Below are 16,677 nucleotides of genomic sequence, written 5' to 3'. Positions count from 1 at the left end.
GCCCGGCACAGCCGCGCCAGCCCCTGCAGCAGCGCGGGCGCCACCCCGCGCGCCAGCACGGCGGACCCGCGCGGCAGCCGCGCCGCCGCCGCCCGCGGGTCCGGCAGGCGCTTGGGGTCGCTGAGCAGCCAAAGGCGCGGCATGGCGTTCCCTGCCCGCCGCTTTCGTCCTATTCCTGAGCGCATGAGCGCCATTGCCGAGAACCTGCGTCTGATCCTGGACAGGATCGCCGATGCCACCGCCCGCGCCAACCGCCCGGCCGGCAGCGTGCAACTTGTTGCCGTGTCCAAGACCCATCCGGTCGAAGCGGTGGCCGAGGCCCTGGCCGCCGGCCAATTGCTGTTCGGTGAAAACCGAGTGCAGGAAGCCGCGACCAAATTCCCCGAGCTGCGCCCGGCCCACCCGGCCCTGCGCCTGCACATCATCGGCGGGTTGCAGACCAACAAGGCCGAGGACGCGGTGAAGATCGCGGACATGATCGAAAGCCTGGACCGCCCGAAGCTGGCCCAGGCCCTGGAGCGGGCCGAACAGAAGCTGGGGCTGAAGCGCGAATACCTGGTGCAGGTGAATGTCGGCGACGAGGAGCAGAAATCTGGCATCCCCCGCGCCGAGGCCGCCGATTTCGTCCGCGCCGCGCGGGAAGAACACGGGCTGGCCGTGCGGGGCCTGATGTGCATCCCCCCCGCCGAAGGCGACCCGCGCCCCCACTTCGCCTGGCTGGCCGATCTGGGCGCGAAGCTGGGCCTGGCCACCCTGTCCATGGGCATGAGCGGGGATTTCGAGGCCGCCATCGCCGAAGGCGCCACCCATGTGCGGGTGGGGACCGCGATCTTCGGACATCGGGATTACGGGGTGGGGTGAAAGGCGGGGGCGTTGCCCCCGGAACCCCCAGCAAGGGGCGCTGCCCCTTGCATCCCCGCAAAGGGTTGTAGCAACCCTTTGAACCCATTGATTGGCGCCTTATCTTGGCAGGTGAGGCGCCATTTTCATTATTAAAATCAAGCGGAAACCCCTGCCCAGGACCAGCGCCAAACTGATGGGGTCCAGGGGCCTTTCGGCTCCTGGCGGGGAGCCCGAGGGGCAGAGCCCCTCGGTCTTTTGCGCCTCAGCGCCCCCTGGCCTTACTTCTTCGCCGGCGGCAGCTTCACTTCGATCGACAGTTCCTTCAGCCGGATCGGCTCCACCTCGGACGGCGAGCCCATCATCAGCTCCTCGCCCTGCTGGTTCATCGGGAACAGGTTCACTTCGCGCAGGTTCGGTTCATCGGCCAGCAGCATCACGATGCGGTCGATGCCGGCGGCCATGCCACCGTGCGGCGGCGCGCCGAAGCGGAAGGCGTTCAGCATGCCGCCGAAGCGTTCCTCCACGGCCTCGGGCGGGTAGCCCGCGATGCCGAAGGCCTTCACCATGATCTCCGCCTTGTGGTTGCGGATGGCGCCGGAGGCCATCTCGTAGCCATTGCAGACGATGTCGTACTGATAGGCGCCGATGGTCAGCGGGTCGCGGGTTTCCAGCGCCTCCATCTCGCCCTGCGGCATCGAGAACGGGTTGTGGCTGAAATCGACCTGGTTGGTTTCCTCGTTCAGCTCATAGAACGGGAAGTCGGTGATCCAGGCGAAGCGGAACACGTCCTTCTCGACCAAGCCGAGCTCGTTGCCCAGGCGCAGGCGGGTCTGGCCCGCGAACTTGGCGGCGTCGGCGGCCTTGCCGGCGGCGAAGAACACGGCGTCACCGGCCTTCAGCCCGCAGATCTGGCGGATCGCCTCGGCGCGGTCGGCCTCCAGGTTCTTGGCGATGGGGCCCTTGGGGCCTTCGGCGTCGAACGTGATGTAGCCCAGGCCGCCGGCGCCGTTCTCACGCGCCCATTCGTTCAGCTTGTCGAAGAAGCTGCGCGGGTTGCCGCCAGCGCCGGGCGCCGGGATGGCGCGGATCACGCCGCCGCTCGCCGCGATCTTGGCGAACAGGCCGAAGCCCGAGCCCTTGAACTGCTCCGTCACGTCGCTGATCACCAGCGGGTTGCGCAAATCCGGCTTGTCGGAGCCGTATTTCAGCTGCGCCTCGGCATAGGGGATGCGGATCCAGGGGCCGGCATCCACCGCGCGGCCGGCGGCGAATTCCTCGAACACGCCGCGGATGACGGGTTCCATGGTGGTGAACACGTCCTCCTGCGTGACGAAGCTCATCTCCACGTCCAGCTGATAGAACATCAGCGTGCGGTCGGCGCGGCCGGCCTCGTCGCGGAAGCAGGGGGCGATCTGGAAATAGCGGTCGAAGCCCGCGACCATGGTCAGCTGCTTGTACTGCTGGGGCGCCTGGGGCAGGGCGTAGAACTTGCCCGGGTGCAGGCGGGCCGGCACCAGGAAGTCGCGCGCGCCCTCGGGCGACGACACCGTCAGGATCGGCGTCTGGAATTCGTTGAACTGGCTCGCGATCATGCGGCGGCGGATGCTGTCGATGATCTGCGCGCGCAGGATCATGTTCTTCTGCAGACGCTCACGGCGCAGATCGAGGAAGCGGTAGCGCAGGCGCGTCTCCTCCGGCGCTTCCTGTTCCTGCGCGACCTGGAAGGGCAGCACATCGGCGGCGGATTGCAGCACCAGCTCCTTCACCCGCAGCTCGATGGCGCCGGTGGGCAGCTTGTCGTTCACGGTGCCGGGTTCGCGCAGCACCACTTCGCCGGTCACGGTGATGACGCTTTCGGGGCGCAGCTTGTCCGCGGCCTCGAACACCGGGGAGCCCTGGGGGATCACGCACTGGGTCAGGCCGTAATGGTCGCGCAGGTCGATGAACAGCAGCCCGCCATGGTCGCGCTTGCGGTGCACCCAGCCGGAGAGGCGGGCGGTGGTGCCTGCTTGCTCGGCGCGGAGCGCGGCACAGGTGTGGGTGCGATAGGCGTGCATGAGAGGCGAGACCCTGAACTGCTCGGAAGGCGCCCTACAGGCGGCAGACAGCCCCGCCTGTCAACCCGGTCACGGTCTTGCAAGTGGCGCGTCTTCGGTCCAATCGGGAGGCATGCAGCGCCGCAGCCCCGAATTCCCCCCCACCCAGCTCATCACCACCAGCATGGAGCTGGCCGAATTGTGCGAAAGGCTCGCCCGCGAGCCCTTCATCACCGTCGATACGGAATTCATGCGTGAGCGCACCTATTGGCCCGAGCTGTGCGTGGTGCAGCTGGGCGGCGCGCATGACATCGCCGTGGTGGACGCCCAGGCGGAGGGGCTGGACCTGCAGCCGCTGGGCCATCTGCTGGCCAACCCCAACGTGATGAAGGTGTTCCACGCCGCCCGGCAGGATGTGGAGATCTTCCTGCTGCGCTACGGTGCCGTGCCCACCCCCATGTTCGACACCCAGGTGGCCGCCATGGTGGCGGGCTTCGGCGACCAGGCCAGCTATGACAGCCTGGCGCGCGGCCTGGCCGGCGCGCAGATCGACAAGGCCCACCGCTTCAGCGACTGGTCGGCCCGCCCGCTCTCCCCCGCGCAGGTGAACTATGCCGCCGCCGACGTCACGCATCTGCGCGTGATCTACGAACGCCTGGTCGCCCAGCTGGAGCGCGAGGGGCGCCTGGCCTGGGTCGCCGATGAAATGGCCGCCCTGATGGACCCCGCCGGCTATGTGACCGTGCCCGAACAGGCGTGGGAGCGCCTGCGCCCCCGCACCACCAACCGCCGCTTCCTGGGCGTGCTGCAGGCCGTCGCCGCCTGGCGGGAGCGTGAGGCCCAGCGCGTGAACATCCCCCGCCAGCGCCTGGTGAAGGACGAGACGCTGCTGGAGATCGCGGCCACCGCGCCGAACAACGTGGCGGAGCTGGCGCGGGCGCGCGGCATCTCCGAAGGCTTCGCCAAGGGCAAGTCCGGCGCCAGCCTGCTGGCCGCGATCGCCGAGGCGCGCGCCCTGCCCGACGAAGCCCTGCCGCACCCGAAGGAGGAACGGCGCGGCGCCGCGGCCTCCCCGGCGTTGGTGGCGCTGCTGAAGGTGCTGCTGGCCGCGAAATCCGAGGACGCGCAGGTGGCCCCCAAGCTGCTGGCCAACAGCGAGGACCTGGACCGCCTGGCCACCGAGGAAAACCCCGACATCCCCGCCCTGCATGGCTGGCGGCGGGAGGTGTTCGGCGAGGCCGCGCTGGCGCTGAAGGCCGGCCGGCTGGCCCTGGGCGTGGACGGGCGCAAGGTGAAGCTGATCGCGGGCGCTTAAGCCTTTCGCAAGCCGTACACTGTTATCCCGCCTGATGAAGGCGAGGCATGATGAGCGAAACGGTTTCCATACGCCCTTTGGGTGAGCGCGAGCGCTTCGTCGCTTTCGCCTTCGCCGCCGCGGATCTGCTGGTCGAGGCGGATCTGGGCGGGCGCATCATCTTCGCCACCGGGGCCTTCCGCGCCCGGCTGAACCGCAAGCCGGAGGAACTGATCGGCCACCCCGTCTCCAGCGTGGTGGCCCCGGCCGACCGCGCGGCGCTGGCCAACGCCCTGGCCATGCTGCCCCTGCGCGGCCGGTTGGAACCCGCGATGCTGCACCTGGCCGATGCCGCCGCCACGCCCTTCGTGGTGTCCGGCCTGCACCTGGCGCTGCCGGGGCATCTGCCGCGCCTGTGCCTCAGCTTCGCGCCCGTGCCCGGCAAATTGCCGGAGGCCCCGGGCGCCATCCCGGCCACCGCCGCCATGTTGCAGGATGCCGAGGAACGGCTGCGCCGCGCCGCCGCCGGGGAAAAGGTGCCCGACGCGCCGGACCGGCTGGGGATGGTCGAATTTTCCGCCGGCATCCCGGAGGCCCTGCTGCCCGATATCCGCCGCGCCCTGGGCAATGCCGGGGGCGGGGCCTGCCTGGCGGCGGAGGTGGCGCCGGGCCGCTTCTCGCTGCTGCCGCGCTCCGGCGAGCGATTGCCGGATACGGAAGCCCTGGCCTCGGAACTGGATGCCATGATGCCCGCCCGGGCACGCGGCACGGTCAAGGTCGATACCATGTCGCTGTCGGCGGCCGGGCTGTCGCCCTTGCAGGCGGCCCGCGCGCTGCGGCATTGCCTGTCGGCCTTCGCCCGTGGCGGCATCCGCGGCGTGGCCGATGCGGGGTTCGAGGATGGCCTGCCCGGCTTCGTGGCCGATGTGGCCCAGCGCAGCCAGGTGCTGCGCCGCGCGGTGAAGGAAGGCCGCTTCGCGCTGGAATACCAGCCCATCGCCTCCCTGGCCGACCGCAAGCTGCACCATTACGAGGCGCTGCTGCGCCCCGACCGCGCCCTGCTGGGCCGCAACCAGGGCCCGGCCGAATTCGTCAGCTTGGCGGAGATGGTGGGCCTGACGGAGGAGCTGGACCTGGCCGTGCTGGACCAGGCCCTGCGCGCCATCCCGCGCCTGGGCGCCGGTGAGCGCATCGCCATCAACATCTCCGGCCTGTCGATGCAGAGCGAGAGCTTCCGGCATGAGCTGATCTACCGCCTGGACACGGTGCCCGAGGCCTGCCGCCGAATCATGGTGGAACTGACCGAGACCGCCGAGATCGAGCATGAGGCCGGCGCGGTGAGGACACTGACCGCCCTGTCCGAGCGCGGGGTGCCGGCCTGCCTGGACGATTTCGGCGCGGGGGCGGCGGCGTTCCGCTACCTCAAGGCCTTCAAGGTGGATTACGTGAAGGTCGATGGGGCCTTCGTGGAGGCCGCGGTGAAGGAACCGCGCGACCGCAGCTTCGTCGCCTCCATGGTGGACCTCTCCCTGGCGGTGGGCGCGCGGGTGATCGCGGAGCGCATCGAGACCGAGGAACACGCGAAGATCATGCTGAGCCTGGGGGTGGAGTTGGGCCAGGGCTGGCATCTGGGCCGCCCCGGCACCCTGCCGCTGCCCGCCGCCGCGACCGGCAAGGTCATCACCAAGCACGAGCAGTGGAGCTGAACCTCCGGAGGGCGGGCACAAAAAAAAGCCAGCCCCCGCAGAAGGGCTGGCTTCGGCTGGCGCCCGCTGGTGGCGGGGTCAGTCGGCCTGGGTTTCCAGCGCCGTCAGGCGGCCGCGGGCGGCCTGCTGGCGGCTGGCCAGCAGGGTGGCCAGGGAGGCATCATCCTGCAGGCGGCGCAGGCGGCTGTTGCGCGCGGCGCGGCGGCTGTCGGACCAGACCAGGGCGAGCGGCGCCAGCGCCAGCGCCAGCATGAACACACCCAGCATGGCCGGTGCGAAATGGCTGAACACGTTGAGCATGGCTTTCTCCTGGTCTGCGTGTGACGCTTTCGGGGCATCACCTGATGATGACCTTTTAGCCATGCGGGTCTGAACCCACGCTGAGCGCGGCATTCAGCCTTGGTTCAGACAGAGGGGGGTGATACTCTAAGCCATGCAACGTAAGTTTTTGTTAATGCTTGGTTTGGTGGCGCTGGTTGCATCGGCTGCAATGCTGCCAGAACATTTTGCCGTGGCGCAGGACAGGCGGGACCATGAACGGGCCCGCGCCGCGCTCGAAGCCGGTGAGATCAGGCCGCTGTCGGAGATCCTGAAACTGGTGGAGGCACGCTTCCTCGGCCGGGTGATCGAGGCTGACCTGGATCGCGACGACGATATCTGGCTCTACGAATTCAAGATCCTGCCGCCGAATGGGCGGCTGTTCCGCGTGGAGGTGAACGCCTCCACCGGGGCCGTGCTGCGCACGAGCGGCGAGGTGCAGTACCGGCGTTAGGTCCAATCGACAATCAGGTTGCGGGTGCGTCTGGCGGTGCTTTTCCACGCCAGCAGCGTCAGAACCCTTGCCAATGCTCCAGCATTGGCTGCGGCTTCTTCCTCCCTGGCGCGAAAAATCCCCAGCCAGCCGCCTCCCGAACCTGAATGTCGATTGGCCCTAGTCCAAAGCGACTATGCGGTTACGAATCGGTTAGTTGTATTCCCATGCGGAATGTCCGGATTCTTGGCGGGCTTGGACCGCGATAAGAAAGAAGGCAAGGGCGATTTCCGCACCGCGCCATTGGACATCCATTGTTTCTCAAAGGAAAAAGAAGTTTCCCTGGCCGGGAAGCCACGTGGCAGTTGTGGTGTAGGTTTAAAATCCTCACTATCTGGGCGTGCACGGAATCGTTATTATTTCTTGGGAATGAATATTGATATGACCGAGCTGTAATGTGGATCGCCGGGGTTGGTCGCTGATGCAAGACAGAGTGAATTTTGATGAGGCCTGGTATCTCCAGGCCTATCCGGATGTCAAAGTCGCCATTGAAACCGGAAAGTTGCGCAGCGCCTGGGACCACTACAGCCAGCACGGCAAGGCCGAGGGCCGCTCACCGCAGCGAATGACATTCGACCGTGTCTTCGCCCATGGCGCCTATGGCACCAACAATGTGGGTGACGAGGCGATCTATGAGGGGATCAAGGTTCACTACCCTCAATGCATCCAGATCTTTATCAACAAAACGCATGTCCAAGGCGCGCTTTGGTATTGGGACGTTATCCGGCAGGACGAATTCTTCCGCGGCGATGACCTGCTGATCATCGGTGGTGGCGGTCTTCTCTACGCGCGGCAGGCTGTTATCGACATGATCAACCTGGCCCGGAAGGCCCGGGCCGCCGGCGCCACCGTCCATCTGCTTGGGCTGGGCTGTGAGGCCGCCCAGCCGGAATATTACGCGGAGATCCGCACCCTGGTCAGCCTGGCCAGCAAGGTCACCGTCAGAACCTCACTGTCCCGCGCCATCCTGCGGGATATTTGCGGCAGCGAGCCTGAGCAGCAGGAGGATTTCGCCTTCAGCCTGCGCCAGTATGTGGCGCCGGGCGCCGGCTCTGTCGGGCGGCGGGCCCGGATCGGGGTGGTCACGGGTGGCGATATGCGGGTGAGCTACGCGGAGCTGGTGGCGGCCATCCGCTCCGTCACCGAGCAGCTTCCGGTCGAACGGCGCGAGGTCAATTTCGTCCATATCCCGCATTCGATGGCCTATGTCTCCCCGGCCAACAATGATCTGACGGTGGGGCATGGTCTCTGGTCCTCGGTCGGGATGGCAACGCCCCATACGGATGACTACTTCACCGTGGACAGCTTCACCCCCAATCCGCTGGAACGGCTGCGGCGCTACCGCGATCTGGATGGCGTGATCTCCGCCCGTTTCCACGGGCTGATCTTCGCGGAGATCGTCGGCGTTCCCGCCCTGGCGCTGTGGGGCGCCACGGCCAAGAACCGTTCCCTGCTGGAAGACCGCCAGCGCCCGGGCCTGTTCGCCGCACGCGACGACAGCGACCTGCGCGCGCAATTCGACCGCTTCATCGCGTATGTGCTGGGGAACCGGCGGCGCTACCGGGAATCCACCGGCGGCTTCGCCGCCCCCAGGGATATGGCGAGGGTAAGCTGCATCTGAGCGGCTGCTACGCGCTGTGGAAATCCCGGTACCAGGCGACGAATTCCGCCACCCCCCGGGCCACCGGGGTTTCCGGCACCTCACCGGTCAAGGCGCGCAGCAGGGCGGGTTCGGCCCAGGTGGTTTCCACCTCTCCGGGCTGGCGGTCGCGGTAGATCTTCTCGGCCTGCCTGCCCAGCGCGGCCTCGATCGCCGCGATGAACTCCATCAGCGCCACCGGCTTGCCGCCGCCGATATTCACCACCCGATAGGGCGCGACCGGTGAGAGGCTGTCCATCTCCCCCACCCGCTCGCCCTCGACCGGGGGGCGGGCGGCCAGGCGGGTGATCGCCTCGACCAGGTCGTCCACATAGGTGAAGTCCCGCGCCATGCGGCCGTGGCCGTAGACCTCGATGGGCTCGCCCGCCAGGATGGCGCGGGTGAACTTGAACAGCGCCATGTCCGGCCGGCCCCAGGGGCCATACACCGTGAAGAAGCGGAAGCAGGTGATGGGCAGCTTCCACAGATGCGCGTGGGAATGCGCCATCACCTCCATGGCTCGCTTGCTGGCGGCATAGATGTTCAGCGCGGTGTCGGCCGCGTCATCCTCGCGGAAGGGCAGTTTCGGCGTGGCGCCATAGACGCTGCTGGTGCTGGCCAGCAGCAGATGCGCGGGCGGGTGTTTCCGGCAGGCCTCCAGCACATGGAAGCTGCCCTGGATGTTGCTGGAGACGTAGTCGCCGGGAGACTTCAGCGCGTGGCGCACCCCGGCCTGGGCGGCCAGATGCACCACCAGATCGGGGCGGAAGCCATGCACCACCCCCTCCAGCGCCGGGCGGTCCGTGATGTCCAGCACATGGGGGGTGAAGCGCGGGTTCTCGCCCAGCATGGCGTGGCGGGCCTGCTTCAGCGCCACGTCGTAATAGGCGTTCATGTTGTCGATGCCGGCCACCGTATCGCCACGCACCAGCAGCCGGCGGGCCAGGTGGAAGCCGATGAACCCGGCACTGCCGGTGATCAGAACGCGCATGGGGGCTCCCTGTGGTGCGGGAGGGGGCACTGCCCCTCCCGTTGCGCGCCCTCAGCCGTTCTTGCTGGCCAGGGCCGCCTGCGCCGCCGCCAGGCGGGCCACCGGCACGCGATAGGGCGAGCAGGACACGTAATCCAGGCCGACCGTCTCGCAGAAGCTGATGGAGGCCGGGTCGCCGCCATGCTCGCCGCAGATGCCCAGCTTCAGGCCGTTCTTCACGGAACGGCCCTTGCCCGAGCCGATCTTCACCAGCTCACCCACGCCTTCCACATCGATGGAGACGAAGGGGTCGCGGGCGAAGATGCCCTGCTCCAGATAATCCGGCAGGAACTTGCCGGCATCGTCGCGGGACAGGCCGAAGGTGGTCTGCGTCAGGTCATTGGTGCCGAAGCTGAAGAAGTCGGCGCTTTCGGCGATCTTGTCGGCGGTCAGGGCCGCGCGCGGCAGCTCGATCATGGTGCCGACCAGGTATTCCACCGTGGTGCCGGTCTCGGCGAAGACCAGCGCCGCGATCTTGTCGACCTGGGCGCGGGTGATCTCCAGCTCCTTCTTGGTGGCGACCAGCGGGATCATGATCTCGGGCACCGGCGCGGCACCGGTTTCCTTGGCCACGGCCACCGCCGCCTCGAAGATGGCGCGGGCCTGCATCTCATAGATTTCCGGGAAGGACACGCCCAGGCGGCAGCCGCGATGGCCCAGCATGGGGTTGGCTTCGGCCAGATCCTCGGCGCGGCGCTTCATGGTCGCCACATCGGTGTTCAGGCTGGCGGCCACCTCGGCCATGTCGGCCTCGCCATGCGGCAGGAATTCGTGCAGCGGCGGGTCCAGCAGGCGGATGGTCACCGGCAGGCCGGCCATGATGGTGAACAGCTCACGGAAGTCGTCGCGCTGGAAGGGCAGCAGCTTCGCCAGGGCGTTGCGGCGGCCTTCCACCGTCTCGCTCATGATCATCTGCCGCACGGCGTTGATGCGCGCGGGGTCGAAGAACATGTGCTCGGTGCGGCACAGGCCGATGCCCTCGGCGCCGAACTTGCGGGCGGTGTCGGCGTCCAGCGGGGTTTCGGCGTTGGCGCGCACCTTCATGCGGCGCACCGCGTCGGCCCACACCATCAGCGTGGCGAAATCGCCGGACAGCTTGGGCTCGATCATCGCGACCGCGCCCACGAACACCTCGCCGGTCGCGCCGTCGATCGTCAGCGTCTCACCGGCGCGCACGATGTGGCCGCCGGCCGACAGGGCCTGGGCGTTGTAGTCCACCGTGATGCCGCCGGCACCCGCCACGCAGGGCCGGCCCATGCCGCGGGCCACCACCGCCGCGTGGCTGGTCATGCCGCCGCGCGTGGTCAGGATGCCGCGGGCGGCGTGCATGCCGTGGATGTCCTCGGGGCTGGTTTCGATGCGGACCAGGATGACCGCCTCGCCCTTGGCCGCGCGGTGCTCGGCCTCATCGGCGGAGAACACGACGGCGCCGCTGGCCGCACCCGGGGAGGCGGGCAGGCCCTTCGACAGCACGGTGCGCGGCGCCTTCGGGTCCAGCATCGGGTGCAGCAGCTGGTCCAGCGAGGCCGGAGCCACGCGGTTGATCGCCTCGTCCCGGCTGATCAGGCCTTCATTGGCCATGTCCACCGCGATGCGCAGGGCGGCGGCGGCGGTGCGTTTGCCGGTGCGCGTCTGCAGCATGTACAGCTTGTTCTGCTGCACGGTGAACTCGATGTCCTGCATGTCCTTATAGTGCTTTTCCAGCGTCTCGCGGACACGCACCAGCTCGGCGTAGGCGGCCGGCATGACGTCTTCCATCGGCTTCTCGCCGGGCTTGGCCTTGGCCTTGCTCATGGGCTGGGGGGTGCGGATGCCCGCCACCACGTCCTCGCCCTGCGCGTTCACCAGGTATTCGCCGTAGAAGATGTTCTCGCCGGTGGAGGGGTCGCGGGTGAAGCAGACGCCCGTGGCGCAATCCAGGCCCATATTGCCGAACACCATCGCCTGGACGTTCACGGCGGTGCCCCATTCGGCGGGGATTTCATGCAGGCGGCGATAGGTGATGGCGCGCTGGTTCATCCAGGAACCGAACACGGCGCCGATCGCGCGCCACATCTGCTCCTTGGGGTCCTGCGGGAAGGGCTTGCCGGTGACCTCGGCCACCATTTCCTTGTATTCGGCCACGACGCTGCGCCAGTCGGCGGCGGTCAGCTCCGTGTCCTCGGCGACCCCGCGGGAGAGCTTGGCGTGCTCGATGATTTCCTCGAAGCGGTGGTGGTCCACCTCGAGCACGACATTGCCGAACATCTGGATGAAGCGGCGGTAGCTGTCCCAGGCGAAGCGGTCGTCACCGCTGGCCTTGGCCAGGCCCTCGACCGTGCTGTCGTTCAGGCCGAGGTTCAGCACCGTGTCCATCATGCCGGGCATGGAGGCCCGCGCGCCGGAGCGCACGGAGACCAGCAGCGGCTTGGCCGGATCACCGAAGTTCAGGCCCACGGCCTGTTCCACATGGGCCAGGGCGGCTTCCACCTCGGCGGTCAGTTCCGCCGGGTAGGTTTCCTTGTTGGCGTAATAGAAGGTGCAGACTTCGGTGGTGATGGTGAAGCCTGGGGGGACCGGCAGGCCGATGCTGGCCATTTCCGCCAGGTTGGCGCCCTTGCCACCCAGCAGGTTACGCATATCGGCGCGGCCTTCATTGCGGCCGGCGCCGAAGCTGTACACCCATTTGGTCATACGCGCTGTTCCTCAGGCTTCGATCTTCGAGAGTTCTGCCACAGCTTCCATGGATGTGGCGAGACGGGACAACAACCGCAGGCGGTTGCTGCGCAGGGCGGGGTCGGGGTCGTTCACCATCACGCCTTCGAAGAATGCATCGAGTGGCATGCGAAGCCCCGAGAGAATTTGGACCGCACCAGTAAAGTCTTCGTTGGCGAGCGCGGCTTGCGCGGCCGGCTCCACCTCTTCCAGCGCGGCGAACAAGGACTTTTCGGCGGCATCCGTCAACAGGGCCGGGTCGACCGGGCCGTTGTGGGGGCCGTCCTTCTTGTTCTCGATGCGCAGGATGTTCTGCGCGCGGCGCGCGGCAGCCAGAAGCGCCGCGCCCGAGTCGGTTTCAACCAGCGATTGCAGCGCGGCGGCGCGGGCGAGGATACGCAGGATGTCGTCGTCGGTACCAATGGAGGCGGCGACGAGGTCGTGGCGCCCGCCCTCGGCGCGGAGCTGGACGCGCAGGCGTTCGAGGATGAAGTCCGTCACCCCCGCCGCGAAGGCCGCGACCATGGGCGGGTGGCGGCTGGGCGGCACGGTGCCGGCCTTCATCCGCTCCTGCGCCACGGCCATGCCGAATTCGGGGTTGGCCGTGGTGCCGGTGGATTGCGGGAAGCCGAAGAAGGCCTCGCCGATCACATCGGCCAGCGGCAGCCGCAGCCCGTTTTCCCGGATGATGCGGATCACGCCCAGCGCCGCGCGGCGCAGCGCGAAGGGGTCGCCCGAGCCGGTCGGGCGTTCGTCGGCGGCGAAGAAGCCGGCCAGCTGGTCCAGCTTGTCCGCCAGCGCCACGGCGATGGCCACCGGGCCGGCCGGCACGGCATCGCCCGGGCCAGCGGGGCGGTAATGCTGGGAAATGGCCTCCGCCACCTCCGGCGCCTCGCCGCCCTTCGCGGCGTAGTAGCCGCCCATGATGCCCTGCAATTCCGGGAATTCGCCCACCATGCCGCTAGCCAGGTCCGCCTTGGCCAGCTTCGCGGCGCGGGCCGCCAGCGCGGGGTCGGCGCCGACCAGGGGCGCGATATGCGCCGCCAGCCTTTCCAGCCGCCGCACCCGGGCACCCTGCGTGCCCAGCTTGGCATGGAACACCGCGCCATCCAGCTTCGGCAGCAGGCTTTCCAGCGGCGCCTTCAGGTCGTGGTCCCAGAAGAACCGCGCATCCGACAGGCGCGCCCGCAGCACGCGCTCATTGCCCGCCACCAGCGCGGCCCCGCCATCCTCGGCCGCGATGTTGGCCACCAGCGCGAAGCGCGGCGCCGCCGACCCATCCGGCCTGCGCAGCGCGAAATAGCGCTGGTTCACCCGCATGGAGGTGCGCATCACCTCCGCCGGCAAATCCATGAAATCATCGTCGATGCGGCCCAGCAGCGGCACCGGCCATTCGACCAGCCCGGCCACCTCATTCAGCAGGCCCTCGTCGGGCACCACTTCCAGCCCCTCGACGGCGGCCAGCGCCATGATGCCGTCGCGGATCGCGGCCAGCCGCTCCTCCGGTTCCGCCACCACGAAACGGCCGCGCAGCTTCTTCACATAATCCGCGTAACCCGAGACGCGGATCGCCCCAGGCCCATGCACCCGGTGCCCCTCGGTCTCGTTGCCGGAGGCGATGCCATGCGCCGCGTCGTCCTCACGCGCCAGGGCGAAGGGCACCACCTCGCCGTCCAGCAGGCACAGGATGCGCTGCAACGGCCGCACCCAGGTGAAGCCGCTGATGCCCCAGCGCATCGACTTGGGCCAGGGGAAGGACCACAGCACGCCCGGCAGGGCGGCGGCGACCAGCGCCGCGGCCTCCGCGCTGGAACCCGGCTTCACCAGCACCCAGAAATCGCCCTGCTGGGTCAGGTCTTCCTTCGCCGCGCCATGCTTGCGCAGGAAGCCGGTCAGCGCGGCCTCGGGCGCGTTCACGCGGGGGCCGCGCTCTTCCTTCGGCGCGGTCTCGGCGCGGGCCGCGACCTCCATCACCAGCCCGATGCGGCGGGGGCCATGGAAGCCGCGCGGGGCGCCCTGCGCGATCGGCGCCAGGGCGGCGCCGACCAGGCGGCACAGATCCTCCGCCGCGCGGGCCTGCATACGGGCCGGGATTTCCTCGGTGAGGAGTTCGAGAAGCAGTTCGGGCACTAGATCGCAGCCTTCACATCGGTCCGGGCGAAATCCTCGCCCTTGAACAGGAGGGGTTCGTTGCGGCTCTTGGCGAGCGCGTAGGAAAAGCAGTCGCCCAGGTTCAGCCCGGCGGGATGGCGGCCCTTGCCGTAGCGGCGCCAGGCGTCGCGGGCCAGGGCGGCGTGCTCGGCGGTGAAGGGAATGACGTCGATCTCCGCATCGCGGATCAGCGCATCCAGATCCGCCCCGGCCCCCTCCCCGCCCTTGCCTTCGGCGACGATGGCGGCCTCGACCAGGGTGGCCGCGGAGGTGACCACGGGGCGCGGGCCGACCAGCAGCGCCTCATACGCCTCGCAACCGGCTTCCCCGCGCAGCACGGCGATGAAGATCGAACTGTCCACGATCACTTCGGCAGCCCGTTCTCGTCATAAAGATAGGAATGGTCGCCATCCCAGTCCGCCGGAAACAGCTTGCGGGATTCGCGGGTGATGGCGCGGATGGCCTGCAGCCGCCGGGCCACCTCGGTCTCATCCCGGCGCAGTTCCTGTTCGACCATCTGGCGCAGAACATCGGTCACGGACGTGCTGCGCCGTTCCGCCAGCTGCTTCAGCCTGGCGACCAGAGCTTCGTCCTTGATGTTCAACTGCCCCATGGTAGAACCTCCGGCCGTGCTTCTACCTCAGGCGGCCTTCGCCAGCCAGCATTCGCAGCACGCCTTCGCCAGCGCCCGCACCCGGCCGATATAGGCCGCGCGCTCCGTCACGCTGATGGCGCCGCGCGCGTCCAGCAGGTTGAAGCGGTGGCTGGCCTTGATGCAGTGGTCATAGGCCGGCAGGGCCACGCCCTTCTCCACCAGCGCCAGGCATTCCTGCTCCGCTTCCTCGAACTGCTTCTTCAGCAGGTCGATGTTGGCGAATTCGAAATTGTGGGCGCTGTATTCCCGCTCGGCGCGCAGGAAGACGTCGCCATAGGTCACACCCTCATCGTTGAAGCGCAGGTCGTAGACGTTCTCGACACCCTGGATGTACATGGCCAGGCGTTCCAGGCCGTAGGTCAGCTCGCAGCTCGGCACCTCGCACGGGATGCCGCCGACCTGCTGGAAATAGGTGAACTGCGTCACCTCCATGCCGTCGCACCACACTTCCCAGCCCAGGCCCCAGGCGCCCAGCGTCGGGCTTTCCCAGTCATCCTCGACGAAGCGGATGTCGTGCAAGGCGGGATCGAGGCCCAGCGCCTTGTAGCTGTTCAGCAGCAGGGCCTGCGGGTCGCGCGGGCTCGGCTTCATGATGACCTGGTACTGGTAGTAGTGCTGCAGGCGGTTCGGGTTCTCGCCATACCGGCCATCCGACGGGCGGCGGCTGGGCTGCACATAGGCGGCCTTCCACGGCGCGCCGCCCAGGGCGCGCAGCGTGGTGGCGGGGTGGAACGTGCCCGCCCCCATTTCCATGTCGTACGGCTGCAGGATCAGGCAGCCCTGGCTGGACCAGTAACGGTGCAGCGTCAGGATCATGTCCTGGAAGGAGAGGGTTTTGGTCATATCCGGGTCTGGCGCACTCTTGGGCGTCGCAACATAACGACCTGACCCCTGTCCCGGAAGCCACCATGACCCCGACGGAAGACCTGATCCACCGCTATTACGCCGCTTTCAACGCGGGCGCGTGGGAAACCATGCTGTCCCTGCTGACCGAGGACGTGGCGCACGACATCAACCAGGGCGGCCGCGAAACCGGCGTGGAGGCCTTCCGCGCCTTCCTGGCGCGCATGGATGCGTCCTATTCCGAGCAACTGGCCGATATCGTGGTGATGGCGGCGCCGGACGGCACCCGCGCCGCAGCCGAGTTCACCGTGCATGGCACCTATAAGGCCACCGACGAGGGCCTGCCGCCCGCCACCGGCCAGCGCTATGTTCTGCCGGCGGGTGCCTTCTTCGACATCCGCGGCGGGCGCATCGCGCGCGTCAGCAATTTCTACAACCTGGCCGATTGGCTGCAGCAGGTGGGCGCATGAAACTCCCCGAGACACCCTTTACCGCCATCGACTGGTCCAAGGTCGAACCCACCGAGCACGCGGGCACGACCGGCACCGCGCTGTGGCGCACCGTGATGATGGGGGATATCCGCATCCGCATCGTGGAGTATTCGCCGGGCTACCTGGCCGACCATTGGTGCGACCGCGGCCACATCATGCTGCTGCTGGAAGGCGAGCTGACCAGCGAGCTGAAGGACGGCCGCGAATTCCCGATGACGCCGGGCCATGGCTACAAGGTGTCCGATTTCGGGGATTCGCCCCACCGGTCCAAGACCGGGGCGAAGGGCGCCAAGCTGTTCATCGTGGATTGAGGGGCGGGCGGGCGCTGAGGCGCCCACCCTAGGTCCTGTGGACAGTTGGCTTGCGGGCGCGTCTGGCGGTGCTTTTCCGCGCTGGCGGCGTCAGAAGCCTCGCCAATGCCCCAGCATTGGCTTCGGCTTCTTCCTGGCCAGCGCGAAAAATCCCTCGCCAACCGCATCCCGAA

At 68.1% G+C, this 16,677-nt stretch carries 16 protein-coding genes; 8 read left to right on the top strand and 8 right to left on the bottom strand.

What is annotated here, in order from left to right; all coding sequences use genetic code 11:
• The first annotated feature begins 183 nt into the window (after positions 1–183).
• Positions 184–861 carry a YggS family pyridoxal phosphate-dependent enzyme gene (locus GT007_RS13945; RefSeq protein WP_160122236.1) on the top strand — a complete coding sequence of 226 codons (678 nt, stop codon included), beginning with the start codon at positions 184–186 and terminating at the stop codon, positions 859–861.
• A 260-nt stretch (positions 862–1,121) separates the two neighbouring features.
• On the opposite strand, the gene aspS is transcribed toward GT007_RS13945, so the two are convergent.
• Positions 1,122–2,900 carry an aspartate--tRNA ligase gene (gene aspS, locus GT007_RS13940; protein WP_160122235.1) on the bottom strand — a complete coding sequence of 593 codons (1,779 nt, stop codon included), beginning with the start codon at positions 2,898–2,900 and terminating at the stop codon, positions 1,122–1,124.
• A gap of 112 nt (positions 2,901–3,012) precedes the next feature.
• On the opposite strand from aspS, the gene rnd reads away from it, so the two are divergent.
• Positions 3,013–4,194, top strand: coding sequence for a ribonuclease D (gene rnd, locus GT007_RS13935; protein ID WP_160122234.1), 1,182 nt, complete (start codon positions 3,013–3,015; stop codon positions 4,192–4,194).
• 50 nt (positions 4,195–4,244) lie between these two features.
• Positions 4,245–5,879: a sensor domain-containing phosphodiesterase gene (locus GT007_RS13930; protein WP_160122233.1), complete on the top strand. Its 1,635-nt coding sequence runs from the start codon at positions 4,245–4,247 to the stop codon at positions 5,877–5,879.
• Positions 5,880–5,957: 78 nt separating this feature from the next.
• On the opposite strand, the gene GT007_RS13925 is transcribed toward GT007_RS13930, so the two are convergent.
• A complete protein-coding gene (locus GT007_RS13925) occupies positions 5,958–6,179 on the bottom strand; it encodes a hypothetical protein (protein WP_160122232.1) in 222 nt (73 codons plus the stop codon).
• A gap of 190 nt (positions 6,180–6,369) precedes the next feature.
• Between GT007_RS13925 and GT007_RS13920 the strand changes: the two genes are divergently transcribed.
• The 3 genes from GT007_RS13920 to GT007_RS13910 all read left to right on the top strand — a co-directional run bounded on the left by GT007_RS13920 (position 6,370) and on the right by GT007_RS13910 (position 8,311).
• Positions 6,370–6,651, top strand: a complete 282-nt coding sequence (locus GT007_RS13920) for a PepSY domain-containing protein (RefSeq protein WP_160122231.1) — start codon at positions 6,370–6,372, stop codon at positions 6,649–6,651.
• A 213-nt stretch (positions 6,652–6,864) separates the two neighbouring features.
• Positions 6,865–7,086 carry a hypothetical protein gene (locus GT007_RS13915; protein ID WP_160122230.1) on the top strand — a complete coding sequence of 74 codons (222 nt, stop codon included), beginning with the start codon at positions 6,865–6,867 and terminating at the stop codon, positions 7,084–7,086.
• A 1-nt stretch (position 7,087) separates the two neighbouring features.
• On the top strand, positions 7,088–8,311 hold the full coding sequence (locus tag GT007_RS13910) for a polysaccharide pyruvyl transferase family protein (RefSeq protein WP_160122229.1): 1,224 nt from the start codon (positions 7,088–7,090) through the stop codon (positions 8,309–8,311).
• A gap of 7 nt (positions 8,312–8,318) precedes the next feature.
• On the opposite strand, the gene GT007_RS13905 is transcribed toward GT007_RS13910, so the two are convergent.
• From GT007_RS13905 to GT007_RS13880, 6 genes are read right to left on the bottom strand one after another with little or no spacing between them, the layout of a single operon-like run.
• Positions 8,319–9,320, bottom strand: coding sequence for an NAD-dependent epimerase/dehydratase family protein (locus GT007_RS13905; RefSeq protein WP_160122228.1), 1,002 nt, complete (start codon positions 9,318–9,320; stop codon positions 8,319–8,321).
• Positions 9,321–9,371: 51 nt separating this feature from the next.
• Positions 9,372–12,032: a pyruvate, phosphate dikinase gene (gene ppdK, locus GT007_RS13900; protein ID WP_160122227.1), complete on the bottom strand. Its 2,661-nt coding sequence runs from the start codon at positions 12,030–12,032 to the stop codon at positions 9,372–9,374.
• Positions 12,033–12,044: 12 nt separating this feature from the next.
• Positions 12,045–14,183, bottom strand: coding sequence for a glycine--tRNA ligase subunit beta (glyS, locus tag GT007_RS13895; RefSeq protein ID WP_160122226.1), 2,139 nt, complete (start codon positions 14,181–14,183; stop codon positions 12,045–12,047).
• Positions 14,183–14,566 (bottom strand): type II toxin-antitoxin system VapC family toxin, encoded by a 384-nt coding sequence (locus tag GT007_RS13890; RefSeq protein ID WP_236571664.1) that lies wholly within the window; start codon positions 14,564–14,566, stop codon positions 14,183–14,185. Before GT007_RS13890 ends, glyS begins: the two co-directional genes overlap by 1 nt.
• A 2-nt stretch (positions 14,567–14,568) precedes the next feature.
• A complete protein-coding gene (locus GT007_RS13885) occupies positions 14,569–14,817 on the bottom strand; it encodes a type II toxin-antitoxin system VapB family antitoxin (RefSeq protein ID WP_160122224.1) in 249 nt (82 codons plus the stop codon).
• A gap of 27 nt (positions 14,818–14,844) precedes the next feature.
• Positions 14,845–15,702: a glycine--tRNA ligase subunit alpha gene (locus GT007_RS13880; RefSeq protein ID WP_160122223.1), complete on the bottom strand. Its 858-nt coding sequence runs from the start codon at positions 15,700–15,702 to the stop codon at positions 14,845–14,847.
• Between the two features lie 65 nt (positions 15,703–15,767).
• Between GT007_RS13880 and GT007_RS13875 the strand changes: the two genes are divergently transcribed.
• Positions 15,768–16,172, top strand: coding sequence for a ketosteroid isomerase-related protein (locus GT007_RS13875; protein ID WP_160122222.1), 405 nt, complete (start codon positions 15,768–15,770; stop codon positions 16,170–16,172).
• Complete coding sequence (locus GT007_RS13870) at positions 16,169–16,504, top strand: DHCW motif cupin fold protein (RefSeq protein ID WP_160122221.1); 336 nt, start codon at positions 16,169–16,171, stop codon at positions 16,502–16,504. The genes GT007_RS13875 and GT007_RS13870 overlap by 4 nt, the downstream gene beginning before the upstream one ends.
• The last annotated feature ends 173 nt before the right edge of the window (positions 16,505–16,677 follow it).

The organism is Rhodovarius lipocyclicus, assembly GCF_009900765.1.
GTDB classification, from domain to species: Bacteria; Pseudomonadota; Alphaproteobacteria; order Acetobacterales; family Acetobacteraceae; genus Rhodovarius; species Rhodovarius lipocyclicus.
Note: the sequence above shows the minus strand (reverse complement) of the source record. Positions and strands in the feature narration are given on the sequence as shown.

Excerpts from the sequence above, each read along its gene's own strand:
- GT007_RS13945 (WP_160122236.1), top strand. The coding sequence starts at position 184 with ATGAGCGCCATTGCCGAGAACCTGCGTCTGATCCTGGACAGGATCGCC.
- aspS (WP_160122235.1), bottom strand. The coding sequence starts at position 2,900 with ATGCACGCCTATCGCACCCACACCTGTGCCGCGCTCCGCGCCGAGCAA.
- rnd (WP_160122234.1), top strand. The coding sequence starts at position 3,013 with ATGCAGCGCCGCAGCCCCGAATTCCCCCCCACCCAGCTCATCACCACC.
- GT007_RS13930 (WP_160122233.1), top strand. The coding sequence starts at position 4,245 with ATGAGCGAAACGGTTTCCATACGCCCTTTGGGTGAGCGCGAGCGCTTC.
- GT007_RS13925 (WP_160122232.1), bottom strand. The coding sequence starts at position 6,179 with ATGCTCAACGTGTTCAGCCATTTCGCACCGGCCATGCTGGGTGTGTTC.
- GT007_RS13920 (WP_160122231.1), top strand. The coding sequence starts at position 6,370 with ATGCTGCCAGAACATTTTGCCGTGGCGCAGGACAGGCGGGACCATGAA.
- GT007_RS13915 (WP_160122230.1), top strand. The coding sequence starts at position 6,865 with ATGTCCGGATTCTTGGCGGGCTTGGACCGCGATAAGAAAGAAGGCAAG.
- GT007_RS13905 (WP_160122228.1), bottom strand. The coding sequence starts at position 9,320 with ATGCGCGTTCTGATCACCGGCAGTGCCGGGTTCATCGGCTTCCACCTG.
- ppdK (WP_160122227.1), bottom strand. The coding sequence starts at position 12,032 with ATGACCAAATGGGTGTACAGCTTCGGCGCCGGCCGCAATGAAGGCCGC.
- GT007_RS13885 (WP_160122224.1), bottom strand. The coding sequence starts at position 14,817 with ATGGGGCAGTTGAACATCAAGGACGAAGCTCTGGTCGCCAGGCTGAAG.
- GT007_RS13880 (WP_160122223.1), bottom strand. The coding sequence starts at position 15,702 with ATGACCAAAACCCTCTCCTTCCAGGACATGATCCTGACGCTGCACCGT.
- GT007_RS13875 (WP_160122222.1), top strand. The coding sequence starts at position 15,768 with ATGACCCCGACGGAAGACCTGATCCACCGCTATTACGCCGCTTTCAAC.
- GT007_RS13870 (WP_160122221.1), top strand. The coding sequence starts at position 16,169 with ATGAAACTCCCCGAGACACCCTTTACCGCCATCGACTGGTCCAAGGTC.